This window comes from Vibrio sp. R-1 (assembly GCF_035615595.1).
Taxonomy (GTDB): domain Bacteria; phylum Pseudomonadota; class Gammaproteobacteria; order Enterobacterales; family Vibrionaceae; genus Vibrio; species Vibrio cholerae.
Genome location: NZ_WPDC01000326.1, coordinates 1 through 421, shown reverse-complemented (window position 1 = coordinate 421; position 421 = coordinate 1). Strand labels below are relative to the sequence as shown.

The window sequence follows — 421 nt, the reverse complement described above, 5'->3', positions numbered from 1 at the left end:
TTAGCCCCGTTACATCTTCCGCGCAGGCCGACTCGACTAGTGAGCTATTACGCTTTCTTTAAATGATGGCTGCTTCTAAGCCAACATCCTAGCTGTCTGAGCCTTCCCACATCGTTTCCCACTTAGCAATACTTTGGGACCTTAGCTGGCGGTCTGGGTTGTTTCCCTCTCCACGACGGACGTTAGCACCCGCCGTGTGTCTCCCGGATAGTACTTACTGGTATTCGGAGTTTGCAAAGGGTTGGTAAGTCGGGATGACCCCCTAGCCTTAACAGTGCTCTACCCCCAGTAGTATTCGTCCGAGGCGCTACCTAAATAGCTTTCGGGGAGAACCAGCTATCTCCGAGTTTGATTGGCCTTTCACCCCTAGCCACAAGTCATCCGCTAATTTTTCAACATTAGTCGGTTCGGTCCTCCAGTT

General features: G+C 51.5%; 1 rRNA gene. It reads right to left on the bottom strand.

What is annotated here, in order from left to right:
- A 23S ribosomal RNA gene (locus GOU96_RS18350) occupies positions 1-421 on the bottom strand; the annotation flags it as partial.